At 46.4% G+C, this 12,769-nt stretch carries 13 protein-coding genes, 1 pseudogene and 1 riboswitch; all 14 genes and pseudogenes read left to right on the top strand.

What is annotated here, in order from left to right; all coding sequences use genetic code 11:
• The first annotated feature begins 212 nt into the window (after positions 1 to 212).
• On the top strand, positions 213 to 644 hold the full coding sequence (locus PTQ21_RS25795) for a peptidylprolyl isomerase (RefSeq protein WP_072735284.1): 432 nt from the start codon (positions 213 to 215) through the stop codon (positions 642 to 644).
• 146 nt (positions 645 to 790) lie between these two features.
• Positions 791 to 954, top strand: a riboswitch (FMN riboswitch).
• Positions 955 to 1,313: 359 nt separating this feature from the next.
• The gene (gene ribD / locus PTQ21_RS25790; RefSeq protein ID WP_063565740.1) at positions 1,314 to 2,417 is read left to right on the top strand and encodes a bifunctional diaminohydroxyphosphoribosylaminopyrimidine deaminase/5-amino-6-(5-phosphoribosylamino)uracil reductase RibD; all 1,104 of its coding nucleotides are present in this window, start codon (positions 1,314 to 1,316) and stop codon (positions 2,415 to 2,417) included.
• 40 nt (positions 2,418 to 2,457) lie between these two features.
• On the top strand, positions 2,458 to 3,126 hold the full coding sequence (gene ribE / locus PTQ21_RS25785; protein WP_274567625.1) for a riboflavin synthase: 669 nt from the start codon (positions 2,458 to 2,460) through the stop codon (positions 3,124 to 3,126).
• 57 nt (positions 3,127 to 3,183) lie between these two features.
• Entirely contained in the window at positions 3,184 to 4,422 is a 1,239-nt protein-coding gene (locus PTQ21_RS25780) for a bifunctional 3,4-dihydroxy-2-butanone-4-phosphate synthase/GTP cyclohydrolase II (RefSeq protein ID WP_072735283.1), read from the top strand.
• Between the two features lie 86 nt (positions 4,423 to 4,508).
• Positions 4,509 to 4,976 carry a 6,7-dimethyl-8-ribityllumazine synthase gene (gene ribH, locus PTQ21_RS25775; protein ID WP_063565743.1) on the top strand — a complete coding sequence of 156 codons (468 nt, stop codon included), beginning with the start codon at positions 4,509 to 4,511 and terminating at the stop codon, positions 4,974 to 4,976.
• Positions 4,977 to 5,078: 102 nt separating this feature from the next.
• Complete coding sequence (locus PTQ21_RS25770; RefSeq protein WP_063565744.1) at positions 5,079 to 5,879, top strand: segregation and condensation protein A; 801 nt, start codon at positions 5,079 to 5,081, stop codon at positions 5,877 to 5,879.
• Complete coding sequence (gene scpB / locus PTQ21_RS25765; RefSeq protein ID WP_064636808.1) at positions 5,848 to 6,510, top strand: SMC-Scp complex subunit ScpB; 663 nt, start codon at positions 5,848 to 5,850, stop codon at positions 6,508 to 6,510. The genes PTQ21_RS25770 and scpB overlap by 32 nt, the downstream gene beginning before the upstream one ends.
• A 190-nt stretch (positions 6,511 to 6,700) precedes the next feature.
• Positions 6,701 to 7,432, top strand: a complete 732-nt coding sequence (locus PTQ21_RS25760; protein ID WP_063565746.1) for a DUF2953 domain-containing protein — start codon at positions 6,701 to 6,703, stop codon at positions 7,430 to 7,432.
• A 283-nt stretch (positions 7,433 to 7,715) separates the two neighbouring features.
• A pseudogene (gene ytfJ / locus PTQ21_RS25755) lies at positions 7,716 to 8,209 on the top strand (GerW family sporulation protein).
• 134 nt (positions 8,210 to 8,343) lie between these two features.
• Positions 8,344 to 9,474, top strand: coding sequence for a D-alanyl-D-alanine carboxypeptidase family protein (locus tag PTQ21_RS25750; protein ID WP_274567621.1), 1,131 nt, complete (start codon positions 8,344 to 8,346; stop codon positions 9,472 to 9,474).
• Between the two features lie 76 nt (positions 9,475 to 9,550).
• Positions 9,551 to 10,177, top strand: a complete 627-nt coding sequence (locus PTQ21_RS25745; RefSeq protein ID WP_063568316.1) for a nucleoside recognition domain-containing protein — start codon at positions 9,551 to 9,553, stop codon at positions 10,175 to 10,177.
• Positions 10,178 to 10,183: 6 nt separating this feature from the next.
• Positions 10,184 to 10,717: a spore maturation protein gene (locus PTQ21_RS25740; RefSeq protein ID WP_062324415.1), complete on the top strand. Its 534-nt coding sequence runs from the start codon at positions 10,184 to 10,186 to the stop codon at positions 10,715 to 10,717.
• A 64-nt stretch (positions 10,718 to 10,781) separates the two neighbouring features.
• On the top strand, positions 10,782 to 11,600 hold the full coding sequence (locus PTQ21_RS25735; RefSeq protein ID WP_064636817.1) for a S1 family peptidase: 819 nt from the start codon (positions 10,782 to 10,784) through the stop codon (positions 11,598 to 11,600).
• A gap of 221 nt (positions 11,601 to 11,821) precedes the next feature.
• Positions 11,822 to 12,571 (top strand): pseudouridine synthase, encoded by a 750-nt coding sequence (locus PTQ21_RS25730; RefSeq protein ID WP_063568319.1) that lies wholly within the window; start codon positions 11,822 to 11,824, stop codon positions 12,569 to 12,571.
• The last annotated feature ends 198 nt before the right edge of the window (positions 12,572 to 12,769 follow it).

The following is a 12,769-nucleotide window of genomic DNA, read 5'->3' as shown; positions in this document are numbered from 1 at the left end:
AATAGTGGAGCACTATATGAAGAAGACAAAAAAGGACACTCCTTTTTTGTCTTCTTTTGCATCTTTAGGGCTGGATTTTGAAAAAAACTTGCTTATTATTTTGCGATCAATCCATTTTCAGTGTACACTAAGAAAAGTGCTATAAAGCTTGGCCCAGGGTCATGCGTTCTGGCACCATTAACGATGGTCAATACGAAAGGAGTCATTTACATATGGCGAAACAAGCGAAAATCAAAATGGCAAACGGCGGAGAAGTTATAATCGATTTGTTCGATCAAGAAGCTCCAAACACAGTAGCAAACTTTGAGAAACTGGCTAACTCCGGTTTCTACAACGGTCTTGTATTCCACCGTGTTATTCCGGGCTTTGTAGCTCAAGGTGGATGCCCTAACGGTTCCGGTGCAGGCGGCCCAGGTTACACAATTAACTGTGAAATCAACCCGAACAAACATGAGCGTGGAACTTTGGCTATGGCTCATGCAGGCCGTAACACAGGCGGAAGCCAGTTCTACATCTGCTACCAACCGCAACCACATTTGGATGGACAACATACTGTATTTGGTAAAGTAACCAAAGGTATGGAATTCGTGGACGCTTTCGAAGGTCGCGACAAAATGGAAACAGTTGAAGTAGTAGAAGCTTAATCAATAAACGTATGTAAACCGTTTCGCAATTAGCGAAGCGGTTTTTGTTTACACTTAAGCTTATTAAAAGTTAGTATGTGACAAAAAGGAACAAAAAACAATTGATTTTTTGACGTTAAAGTGCTAACATCCAATTAATAACGCAACGAATCCTTCAGGGCAGGGTGTAATTCCCTACCGGCGGTGATGCAGTATGTGAGGATATCTATCCAGCATTGATGCAAAGTCCGTGACCCGTCTGCCTGTGGCAGATGGCTGATCTGGTGTAATTCCAGAACCGACAGTATAGTCTGGATGGGAGAAGGAGAGGGTGCAGTCCTTAGGGGCCGCATTCCGCAGGAGTGTTGCTGTACAGTTTTTGACGAATTCATTTCCTGTGCAGGGAGAAATCCGGTTACTTCCGGAAATCTTCATACATATGCCACATCATAGAAGCTCTTTACCTGTAATTGAAGTTCATTAAGGTATGTGTCTGCTTTCACTTGCCTGAAATGAAGTTTTGGGCGATGTGTTGTTGGCAATGTATCAATAGTACTGCTGGTGACACATGTCTCTCATCATCCCCATCGAACGGTTTGTTCGACGGGGATTTTTTATTGGATATGGAACATGCCTCTCTGTTGGAAGGGAGGTCTATAACTTAAGATTTTAACCGTGGGGTGAACGGACTTGGAAATGATTAATGATGAATTTTATATGGCGCTAGCACTGGATATGGCAGAACGGGCACAAGGACAGACCGGAATCAATCCGGTAGTCGGTTGTGTCGTGGTAAAAGAAGGACGTATCGTGGGCCTCGGAAGTCATCTCAAACGGGGAACGGGTCATGCAGAGGTTCATGCACTGAACATGGCGGGTAGTGATGCCGAAGGCAGTACAGTGTACGTTACGCTCGAACCCTGTAGTCATTATGGCAAGACTCCACCATGCAGCGAACGTCTCATTCATGAGAAAGTGAAACGTGTCGTTGTATGCTGCGAAGATCCGAATCCGCAAGTATCCGGCAGAGGAATCAGCATGCTGCGTCAACAAGGGATCGAAGTTGAAGTTGGAGTGCTGCGTGAGCGCGGAAGACGGATGAACGAGAAATTTATCAAATACATTACAACAGGACTCCCCTTTGTAACTTTGAAGACGGCCTCTACACTGGATGGCAAAATTGCTACGCGTAGCGGTGACAGCAAATGGATCTCTAACGAGTCTGCTCGCGAGATTGTACACGCGCTTCGCCATCGCCATCAAGGAATTATGGTTGGTGTGGAAACGGTCATTGCAGACAATCCCGAACTGACAACTCGCTTGCAAGTGGAAGGGATCAGCCCAGTACGAATCGTGGTCGATTCCAAGCTACGTCTGCCTGTAGGCGCCAAAATGGTCAAGGATGGCCTTGCACCTACCTGGGTACTTACAACAGATGAGGCGAGCCCTGAAGCGGCTGAGCGGCTGGAAGCCTATGGGGTGGAGATTATACGTTGTGGTCCAGGACCACGTGTTGATCTACTGAGTGCACTCAGCAAGCTCGGTGAGCGTGAGATTGGTTCAATTCTGCTTGAAGGCGGTGGAACATTGAATGGGTCCATGCTGGAAGCGCGGTTGGTAGATCGACTGCTCATGTTCATTGCTCCGAAAATTGTCGGAGGATACGAAACACCAGGCAGTTTCCGCTTTGAGGGTGTAGAGCGCATGAGTCAGGCGATTCAATTACATCAGCTGGAAATTGAGCAAGTTGGAGATAATATCAGCATTGGCGGAATTCCGGTTTGGCCTGAATAAATGAATTAACGATAATGAAATAAATAAAGGAGGCGGTAGCATGTTTACCGGTTTGGTGGAAGAAGTCGGTCAGATGCGGCGGATAGGTCGGAAAGGCGAAGCGATGGTCCTGAATATCGGAGCTTCCGCCATCATGAACGACTTAAAGATTGGCGATAGTGTAGCTGTAAACGGGGTATGCTTAACTGCGACAACTCTGGAGGGTGGCGGATTTACTGCCGATGTGATGCCCGAGACATATCGACATACCAATCTTAGTCAATTGCAATCCGGCAGCAAAGTTAATCTGGAGCGAGCCATGCTGTCAGGTGGACGTTTTGGCGGGCATATCGTTCAGGGCCATGTCGATGGCACTGGGGTCATTGGCAGCATTACACGTGACCAGAATGCAATTGTTTTCGAGATCAAACCTGACGATATGCAGCTGTTCAAATATCTGATACCCAAAGGGTCTGTAACCCTGGACGGAATTAGTCTGACCGTTGTGCATACTTCACAGACCGCATTCACTGTATCCATTATTCCACATACCATTGGTGAGACCGTATTAAATGTGAAAAAGACGGGAGATACCATCAATATTGAGTGTGATATTTTGGGCAAATATGTGGATCATCTGCTGCACTATGGTAAGGGACATCAGGAGACCGGTGCGGGCAAGCCGCGAAGTATCAGTGAGGATTTCCTGGCTAATCACGGCTTTGCTTAACAAATCGTAATTGATAAACTACAAATATAAATTGAAATGGAAACTGGAGGGGGACCTATGTTAGAGAAATCCATTCTGAATTCTATTGAGGAAGCCATCTACGATCTCATGCAGGGTAAACCGGTTATTGTGGTGGATGATGAGGATCGGGAGAATGAAGGCGACTTTATCGCTTTGGCGGAAAAGGCTACACCTGAAGTGATCAATTTCATGATTACCGAAGGCAGAGGTTTGGTGTGTGTTCCCATTACGCAGCAACGTGCCGATGAACTCAACCTAAAGCCTATGGTTCAGCAAAATACAGACTTTCATGGGACGGCTTTCACCGTCTCTGTAGATCATAAAGATACCACAACGGGCATCTCGGCTCATGAACGCTCCATTACAGTCAAGGGTCTAATTGATCCCGAAGCGAAAAGCGGAGATTTCCGCAAGCCGGGCCATATGTTCCCACTCATCGCCAAAGATGGCGGTGTGCTAAGACGCGCGGGACATACGGAAGCAGCTGTAGACCTCGCCATTATGTGCGGTTCTTATCCGGCAGGTGTAATCTGTGAAGTGATCAAGGAAGATGGCACGATGGCCAGACTTCCAGATCTGCAGGAGATTGCCCGCAAGCATGATCTGAAGCTGATCAGTATTCAGGACATGATTCGGTACCGGAATGAGAAGGAACAGTTGGTTAAACGCGAAGTAGCTGTACGTATGCCAACAGACTTTGGTGAATTCCAGGCGGTGGCATACACAAATGCAGTGGACAACAAGGAGCATGTCGCTTTGGTTAAAGGCGAAATTGACGGATCGAAGCCTGTATTGGTCCGCGTACACTCCGAATGTCTCACAGGGGATGTATTCCATTCTCATCGATGCGACTGTGGTCCACAATTTGATGCAGCATTGAAACAGATCCATGACGAAGGCAACGGCGTCCTGCTCTATATGAGACAGGAAGGACGAGGCATTGGACTGATCAACAAGCTGAAAGCCTACAAACTGCAAGAGGAAGGTCTGGACACCGTGGATGCCAATCTGAAGCTTGGGTTTGCTGCCGATCTTCGAGATTACGGCATTGGTGCCCAAATTCTCAAAGATCTAGGGGTTCGTCAAATTCGGTTGTTAACCAACAATCCACGCAAAATTAAAGGACTTGAAGGGTACGGACTTGAAGTGGTGGAACGTGTTGCCATTCAGATGGAAGAGAACGAGGACAATACGGTCTACTTGCACACGAAGCAGGCGAAGCTCGGCCATATGCTAAAGTTCGACGATATCGAGCAGAATGAAGAAAAAAACTGAGTAGTTTTTCTGAGGTTAAACAGGGTGAACTAGTTTCCAAAGATCAGCTGCGTACATCATATAATACAATTAGGGAGATGACTTGAATGCCACACTTTTTTGAAGGACATTTGGTATCAGAAGGATTAAAATATGGAGTGGTTGTAGGACGTTTTAACGAGTTCATTACAAGCAAATTGCTCAGTGGAGCACTGGATGCGTTCAAACGTCATGGTGTACAAGATGATGAAGTGGATGTAGCGTGGGTTCCAGGAGCGTTTGAAATCCCGTTGATTGCCCAAAAAATGGCTGAAAGTGGAAAATATGATGCTGTCATTACGCTGGGGACGGTTATCCGTGGTTCAACAACACATTATGATTATGTGTGCAATGAGATGGCTAAGGGTGTAGCCGCAATTAACCTGAAAACAGGCGTACCTACAATCTTCGGCTTGGTTACAACAGAGAATATTGAACAGGCCATTGAGCGTGCTGGAACAAAGGCAGGAAACAAAGGCTGGGATTCAGCTACTGCCGCTATTGAAATGGCGAACTTGACGAAACAGCTAAAATAGTGCTTATTTAATATAGTGCCCTGCTCAGCGCAGACGAAAACGGGAGACCGGATTCGGCGGCTTAGCGGGGGTTTTTATTTTTCTGGCGGGAGGATTCGTCTAGTGACGGTAGTTACATACAAACTGGAGACTTTTGAAGGGCCTTTGGATCTGCTGCTTCATCTGATCGATAAGGCAGAGATTCATATCCAGGATATTCCCATCAGCGATATTACCGATCAATATATGGCGTATCTGCATTCGATGCAGGAGCTGGAGCTGGATATTACGAGTGAATTTCTGGTAATGGCGGCAACACTTCTGTCGATCAAGAGCAAGTTATTACTGCCCAAACCACCGGTAATCGAGGACTTTGAGGATTATGCATATATGGAAGATGAAGATTATGATCCACGTGCAGAACTGATTGCGCGTCTGATTGAATACCGCAAATACAAGGGAATTGCGCGTCACTTGCACGAACGGGAGTGGGAACGCAGCCTTATTTTCTCCAAAGAGCCCGAGGATTTGCGGCCGTATATGCCTGTAGAAGCACAATCGAATCCGGTCGAGGGTTTGCATACCTCGGATCTGATTGCGGCTTTCCAGAAGGCGCTGCGCAAGGCGGAGAAGCGGACAACTGTAACTCGGATCCATCGGGATGAAATCTCGGTTAAGGATCGTATTCGCGATGTCATCGGTGCGTTGGAAAGTATGGGACCGGGAGGCAGGCTGTTATTCTCCAAGTTGCTGGATAACCAAATTTATCGGCACGAGATTGTCGTAACTTTTCTGGCGGTGCTGGAACTGATGAAGATGAAGCAGATCGTCTGTTATCAGGAGCGGATGTTTGAGGATATCGTTATGGAGTGGAGAGGGGAAACAAAGAATCATGGATTTTCCGAAATTGAAATCGATTATTGAAGGCCTGCTGTTTTTGTCCGGAGAAGAAGGTCTGAGCATCAAACAAATCGCCGAAATCGTAGATCAGCGAACCGAACTGGTGTCGGATGCGATTGAGGAAATGATCGCTGAATTTGCCAAGCAGGGACGAGGCGTACAAATTCTTAAAATTGCAGGGGTAGTCCAACTGGGTACCTTGCCGGAACATGCGGCCTATTTTGAGAAATTGGCTTATTCACCTGCACGTACCTCTTTATCCCAGGCGGCGTTGGAGACGCTCGCTATTGTGGCGTACCGTCAGCCTATCACACGGGTAGAGATTGAGGAGATCCGTGGGGTGAAATCCGAACGTGCCATTCATACACTTGTGAACAAGGATCTCATTCAGGAAGTGGGACGGGCTGAGGCAATTGGACGCCCAATTCTATATGGCACTACCAAGTCTTTCCTGGATTACTTTGGTTTGGCTTCGCTCAAAGATCTGCCGGAGCCAGGGTTGTTTGAAGATTCCGAGAACCTGGAGGAAGAAACACAGCTGCTTTTTGAAAAGTTGGATGTGCAGCATGTGGACCTGGACCTGGATAGTGCAAATCTCGAAGATGATGCAAATGCAAACGATATTAATAACGAAGATGATCCTTCGCACTCATAACTTTGCAGTCTGGATCGATCCAAAACCGGTTGCCCTTTCGGGGTGCCGGTTTTTTTGGCGTGGTATGTGGAATGGAGTGCAAGGTAGTCGTTCAAAGATTAAATGGAATTTTCAGGTCAGACGTGAATTTTTTCCTATATAGAGTGTCATACTAGACGAGAAAAGAATTGAGGGCTTGGAGGTAAGGCCTGTGTGGATTTGGCTTGGAGGAATCGGCTTGTTGATCGCACTGCTTCTTGTCGCAGTCCTCATCTCGTATGTTCATGTGCATTTTACATTCAGGAAACACAATCATGATGATTATGCCAAGATTACGGTTCGTCTGTTATATGGCATTGTGCGTATTAACTATGAAATTCCTAGTATTGTCTTTCGTAATATGAAGGAAGGTTTTCTGGTGAAGACGGAGCAGCGAATGAATCATTCGAGGGGGGAAGCCCAGAGCAGCGAGCGTGTTAACAAACGTAAAGTCAAAAAATGGGCTAAGGATGTAAAAATCATGCTCAGGGCAACGGAAGCATTAAAGCTCTGGATCAAGCAAACACTCACTCGTGTACATATGACTCATTTGTCCTGGTCCACTCGCATTGGCGTCGGCGATGCAGCATATACGGCTGTTCTCATAGGTTGGGTGTGGAGTATCAAGTCGATCATCATTGGATACCTCTCTTATCAAATCCGTTTTGAACAAACGCCAAAGTTACAAGTTGTGCCGGTGTGGGAAGACGAGATGGAGTTCCAAACCGAGCTGGATTGGAAACTAAAGATCCGGATTTCAGCAGTCATGATCGCAGGACTTACGCTCTTAACCCGAGTGCTTCAAGTAGAGGGAGGATGGCGGATGTGGTTCAAACTCTTACAAGAACAACGGCGCAGACGCAAGCTGAAGCTGAAGAAACAACACAGTAAATCGCAAATTTAAGTGTATGTACTGTCCCTGTGTTATACGCCTTTCATTTAAAATGATTGCGGGGTGGCGGGGGTGGAACTATGCGTCTTGGCTGGGTCTACTCGGTAGTTAAGAAGAAACCGAGTATGAGAAAATTTCCTATAGTTTGCTTGCAACTGCCGGATTTTATTTTGCCCAGTCAGCGGTTTGTAGTATTGAGGTTTAGTTAAATGGCTGGCTTACATAAGTCCCTTCAAGTTTGGGGATGATATGGTTAGATCAAACCTAGCTTAAATTGAAACTGGAGGGAATTGAAATGTCAGATCATCCAATTCAAGGCTTAATGGAAACCGCAATGGAAAATATCAAGGCCATGGTGGATGTCAATACAATCGTGGGCGATGCGGTCGAAACACCTGATGGTACCGTAATTTTGCCGATCAGTAAAGTGGGATTTGGATTCGCTGCGGGTGGCAGTGATTTTCATGTAAATGATGGAAACAGCAAAGGTGGAAGCGGCGGGAGCAGCGGAAGTAGTACCACTGAACATGCCAGCTCCGCATCGGTTGCCTCACCATTTGGAGGCGGAAGCGGGGGGGCGTATCCATTCGTCCTATCGCGTTCCTGGTAGTTGGCAAACAGGGCGTACACATCGTGCCGCTTGACAACTCAACGCATCTGTTCGAGAAATTGATCGATTCCACACCTTATGTGATGGATAGAATCCAGGACATGTTCCGCAATCGTAATACAGCACAACCGGCAGAGTCCGGCATTCCTGTCACACCTGATCCTTCTACGTACAGCTAAATAATGATTCGGTTAAGATCCCTTCCGCAGCATGTGCGAGAGGGATTTTTGCTGTTTTCTAACACTGGGACATACTTCGGGTTGTCCAGACATAAGCTAGTACAAGATTCCAAGTGACCCGGAGGAATGAATCGATGCGAAAATTAATGAAATTTATGGCATGTATGCTTGTACCTTTGTTTCTGTTTCCCTCATTTGGGCTTGCTGAAGCCCAGGGAACCATCCCCGGCCCCTCAAACCATGCGCAAAGCGCTGCTCTCATTGATGTAACATCGGGCCGAATATTGTACAGCAAAGATGGGGATAAGGAACTGAGAATTGCCAGCTTGACCAAAATCATGACGGCAATTGTTGCGATTGAACACGGTAAACTGGATGACAAAGTAAAGGTAACTTCTTCGGCTTTTGCCAAAGAAGGGTCGTCCATCTATCTCAAGCTGGGTGAAGAAATGACACTTGAAAACATGCTATATGGGCTGATGCTGCGATCAGGCAACGATGCGGCCTCGGCGATTGCTGAACATGTCGGTGGATCTGAAGAAGGCTTTGTCCTGTTAATGAACAAAAAGGCAGAGCAAATTGGTCTGACCCATTCCCATTTTATGAATCCCCATGGACTTGACGCAGACGGTCATTACTCCACCGCCAATGATCTTGCACGCTTAACTGCGTATGCGCTCAAGAATCAGGTGTTCAAACGTATTGTAGCTACGGAGAACAAGTCGGCTCCAAATCCGAATGAGAGCTGGGAGTACTCCTGGCAAAACAAAAATAAAATGCTGCGGTTGTACGAGGGGGCCGATGGCGTAAAGACCGGATATACCAAAAAGGCGTTCCGTTGTCTGGTTAGCTCTGCTACACGCAATGGGCAACAGCTTGCTGCGGTAACCCTGAACGATGGCGACGATTGGAATGACCATGCACGTATGCTGGATTTCGGTTTTGAAAACTTCCCTTTGGTGGAAATTGCAATAAAAGAACAGCCTGTACAAAACACGGATGTGGTCACAGGTCGCGGGTTCACCTATCCTCTAGCGAAGAGTGAGACGTCCTCATTGACGAAAAAGCTGATTTTACTCGATAACCGGGTACAAGAGAGTACAGGGGGAGATGCAAAAACGACAGATCCTACTTTTGGACTGGCTGGCCGAATTGATATGCAGCTTGAAGGGAAACTTGTGGGTTCAATTCCTGTGTATCGCAAAGGAAGTTATATTCCGCCAGAGCCGAAGACAGAGGATGCAGCTCTGGGGGGGGATCGGTGAAATTTCTACCTGGGCTTCCGCATGGCGCGCAGTATTAAGCCATTTGTTATCTCCATAATGAGGGGAGGGTTATCCTTTGATCAATTTAATCTGGCTTCTCATGATCGTAACCGGATTTGCTTTTGCAGCAGCACAAGGCAAAATTGAAGTCGTTACGCAGGCGGCTTTTGATGGAGCAGCAACCGGAGTAACGGTATGTTTTGGGCTGATCAGTGTGCTCGTGTTTTGGATGGGTATGATGAAAATGGCTGAGGATGCCGGGCTGCTGGGACGAATCGCGAAGCTGCTGGGTCCGGTTGTTGGCTTTTTGTTCCCGGATGTTCCGCGGAATCATCCAGCCATGGGCTATATTTTATCTAACATGAGTGCCAATCTGCTCGGCCTCGGTAATGCGGCAACCCCAATGGGTATCAAAGCCATGCAGCAACTGCAAGAGCTGAATCCGGATAAACAAACGGCTTCCCCTGCCATGTGTACTTTGCTGGCTCTGAATACAGCGAGTATCACCATTATTCCGACAACCCTGATAGCCATTCGACTTAATTATCATTCCGCGAATGCCACGGAAATTGTAGGTACCACGCTAATGGCAACCATTATTGCGACATTTGCAGCCATTGTAGCCGATCGCTGGTACCGAAATAGGGCACTTCACAGGCCGCCGCGTGTACATAAAAGTGACAATCCCGGTATGAAAGGATGAGCAACGTTGTTAACCTTCATCAACTGGATTTCCGTCTGGGCCATTCCGGTTATCATCGCGTTTGTTCCATTATATGCGTTTACCAAAAAGGTCCCGGTCTACGAATCTTTTGTTGATGGGGCCAAAGATGGCTTCTCTACGGCAATTAGCATTATTCCCCATCTGGTAGGTATGATGGTAGCGATCAGTGTATTCCGTGCTTCCGGTGCATTGGATTATGTGATCAGCCTATTCGCACCACTTGTATCCTGGATGGGGGTTCCGGGAGAAGTATTGCCACTCGGTATTTTGCGTCCTTTAACTGGGACAGGCTCGCTTGCCTTTACAACTGACCTAATTAAAACCTATGGCCCTGACTCGATGATTGGCCGCATGGCTTCCACGATTCAAGGCAGTACGGATACAACCCTATATGTATTGACAGTTTATTTTGGAGCCGTAGGCATTCGTAATGGTCGCTATGCGCTCAAAGTTGGGTTGTTTTCCGATGTAGTTGGTTTCATTGCAGCCTTGGTCATTTGTTTGATTGTATTTGGTTAAAAATATGCCCTCTCCTTCCGATATACGAATTATGCTAGAATGATAGCGGAGGAGAGTGAGAATCATGCAAAAGAGTTGGAAACGAATGCTCCGCTTTGGAATGTCAGGCATGCTTGCCATTGCGTTGCTTGCAGGACAGACGGGGTTGGCTGCGGCTCAAGCCGTTAATACGATTCATTTTACGGGATACTTCGATAAACAACTACGTGCTCAGTTGGCCGTTACAGCGGATTCTTTTCCAGTTGTGAACGTACGTCTGGTCAAACAGGATGAACCCGATTCAGTATATTATGATGTAGGTACATCCATACTGATCTCCAAGGATGAGGTGCTAACCAATTATCATGTCGTTCAGGATTATGCTGAACTGTCTGATGGGGATGAAGGCACACTTACTGTAGCAAGCCCAGGTCATCTGGACAAGCCGGTTAAAGCCAAAATCATTAAAACAGATCCGGTGACAGATATGGCATTGCTGAAGCTGGACAAAGAAATCGACGCACAACCGGTGACGTTTGCAAATGCCAAAGATAATCAAATTGTCTATACCATCGGATTTCCTAAAAATTCCGCCGGGGAACTCGTGCTGTTGGACGAAGATTTCCCTTCAACTTACAATACAATCGCCAAGAGCCGAGTATTTAATTCACAAGATTCAGATGTTCCAGGAAAGAAAGGCATTGGCAGTATCGTAAAATCAGTAGCACAAGGCAATTCAGGTGGCCCTGTTCTGGACCAGAACAATCGGGTTATTGGCATGATGACCTTTGTATACGGCGGACGTACTTATTATATTACTTCCAAAACATTGCAATCCTTCATTAAAGAAAGTGCAACCCCTGCGAAAAAACAGGTCGTTGTTGCTGGTAAAGTAGCCAATTAAACTTATTCATGTTGTAGTGGTTACATATGGTTGAAATTGAACGGCTCACCTTAACGCTCCTGTCGCATACCGGCAGTGAGAGGGTGAGCTTTTTTGGTCTAAATTCATAGCTAAATGCAGCTTAAAAGGTGTTTACAATCCTTGTGTTAACAAAATCGATGGATTATCCTTGTGATTTCCGGCCTTGATGGGTATCATTAGTGTGAGGTGACATGACAAACATGGAAAGATTACAAAAAATTATCGCACAGGCAGGCATTGCATCCCGCCGCAAGAGCGAGGAACTGATCCTGTCCGGCAAAGTAGAAGTTAACGGGGAGGTCGTAACCGAACTGGGTACGAAAGCGAACCCCGAAGAGGATATGATTACGGTTAATGGTAAACCGATCCGCAGTGAAAAGAAAGTGTACATGATGTTGAACAAACCGAAGGGTGTTATCACAAGTGCTTCAGACCCTGAAGGTCGGAAAATTGTATCCGACTATCTTAAAGGTGTCAAGGAACGGGTATACCCAGTGGGTCGTCTGGATTATGACACAGAAGGATTGCTCATTCTAACCAACGATGGCGAGTTTGCGCATTTGTTGACGCATCCTAAGCATCACGTACCCAAAACGTATCATGCAACCGTTAAAGGTGTTCCACATGGTTCGGCTCTGGAGAAATTAAAGACAGGCATTATGCTGGACGATGGTATGACAGCTCCGGCAGAGATTGAGTACAAAGATGTGGATACCGCAGCAAATGAATCTGTTATCTCTATTACGATTTACGAAGGGCGTAACCGTCAGGTTAGACGTATGTTCGAAGCGATTAACCATCCGGTAACACGTCTGAAACGGATTTCGTTTGGTGGTATTTTGCTTCAAAACCTGAAACGGGGACTCACACGCAATCTAACCAAAGAAGAAGTCAACAACCTGATTACGCTCGCAAAATCAGAACCCGCCAAAAAAATGAAAAAAAGGTAATGTGAGGACACATAATTTTCATAAAAGCGCCGCAGTTTTGTGACGAAATTCGCTATAATTGTTCATAGGATGTTCACAGTTGTCCAAGACCGTTATATGCGAATGCTAGTCACTCAAGCTTTTTGCATAAATCCCCGGAGCGACTTTCAATCAGCAAGAGTTAGATCGAAATGGTGTTATTCGTCTAATTCTTGTACC

Origin of the sequence: Paenibacillus marchantiae (assembly GCF_028771845.1) — a bacterium.
Lineage (GTDB): Bacteria > Bacillota > Bacilli > Paenibacillales > Paenibacillaceae > Paenibacillus > Paenibacillus marchantiae.
Note: the sequence above shows the minus strand (reverse complement) of the source record. Positions and strands in the feature narration are given on the sequence as shown.

Coding starts and splice junctions, on each gene's coding strand:
- PTQ21_RS25795 (WP_072735284.1), top strand. CDS start 213: ATGGCGAAACAAGCGAAAATCAAAATGGCAAACGGCGGAGAAGTTATA.
- ribE (WP_274567625.1), top strand. CDS start 2,458: ATGTTTACCGGTTTGGTGGAAGAAGTCGGTCAGATGCGGCGGATAGGT.
- PTQ21_RS25780 (WP_072735283.1), top strand. CDS start 3,184: ATGTTAGAGAAATCCATTCTGAATTCTATTGAGGAAGCCATCTACGAT.
- ribH (WP_063565743.1), top strand. CDS start 4,509: ATGCCACACTTTTTTGAAGGACATTTGGTATCAGAAGGATTAAAATAT.
- scpB (WP_064636808.1), top strand. CDS start 5,848: ATGGATTTTCCGAAATTGAAATCGATTATTGAAGGCCTGCTGTTTTTG.
- PTQ21_RS25750 (WP_274567621.1), top strand. CDS start 8,344: ATGCGAAAATTAATGAAATTTATGGCATGTATGCTTGTACCTTTGTTT.
- PTQ21_RS25735 (WP_064636817.1), top strand. CDS start 10,782: ATGCAAAAGAGTTGGAAACGAATGCTCCGCTTTGGAATGTCAGGCATG.
- PTQ21_RS25730 (WP_063568319.1), top strand. CDS start 11,822: ATGGAAAGATTACAAAAAATTATCGCACAGGCAGGCATTGCATCCCGC.